The following is a 514-nucleotide window of genomic DNA, read 5'->3' on the forward strand; positions in this document are numbered from 1 at the left end:
CTGGCGCTTAACGGCGTGGGGGTTCAAGTCCCTTAACCCGCATAAAACTTTAGCCGGCTTAGCTCAGTTGGTAGAGCATCTGATTTGTAATCAGAGGGTCGCGTGTTCAAATCATGTAGCCGGCATTGTTTTTAAAAACAATATATTTTCCAAGCGTAAGCTTGGGCGCGTAGCTCAGGTGGTTAGAGCGCACGCCTGATAAGCGTGAGGTCGGTGGTTCGAGTCCACTCGTGCCCATTATAACTTTGGTCCGTTGGTCAAGGGGTTAAGACACCGCCTTTTCACGGCGGTAACACGGGTTCGAATCCCGTACGGACTATCGTTAACTCTTCATTATGAAGAGTTTTTTTTTAATACAATTTTTTACATTTAAAAGACCTCAGAATGTGATATGTACCCAGAATCCTGGACACATACTTATAAACTAGGCAGAACCCATGGATGTCATCCTGTATTGTACAGGAGGCATCCATTTTGTTTTTGCCTGAATTCTTTTGTTATTGTAATAATCAAT

The 514-nt window shown here is 43.6% G+C and carries 1 protein-coding gene and 3 tRNA genes; 3 read left to right on the top strand and 1 reads right to left on the bottom strand.

What is annotated here, in order from left to right; translation table 11 throughout:
• Positions 1-52: 52 nt before the first annotated feature.
• The 3 genes from AT575_RS10095 (at position 53) to AT575_RS10105 (ending at position 319) form a co-directional block, all read left to right on the top strand.
• Positions 53-125 (top strand) — tRNA-Thr (locus tag AT575_RS10095).
• Positions 126-163: 38 nt separating this feature from the next.
• Positions 164-237, top strand: a tRNA-Ile gene (locus AT575_RS10100).
• Between the two features lie 10 nt (positions 238-247).
• Positions 248-319: transfer RNA gene (locus AT575_RS10105), tRNA-Glu, on the top strand.
• A 105-nt stretch (positions 320-424) separates the two neighbouring features.
• Here the strand turns inward: AT575_RS10105 and AT575_RS11120 are convergent.
• The gene (locus AT575_RS11120; RefSeq protein ID WP_404966738.1) at positions 425-514 is read right to left on the bottom strand and encodes an IS3 family transposase; all 90 of its coding nucleotides are present in this window, start codon (positions 512-514) and stop codon (positions 425-427) included.

The organism is Streptococcus penaeicida, assembly GCF_002887775.1.
Lineage (GTDB): Bacteria > Bacillota > Bacilli > Lactobacillales > Streptococcaceae > Streptococcus > Streptococcus penaeicida.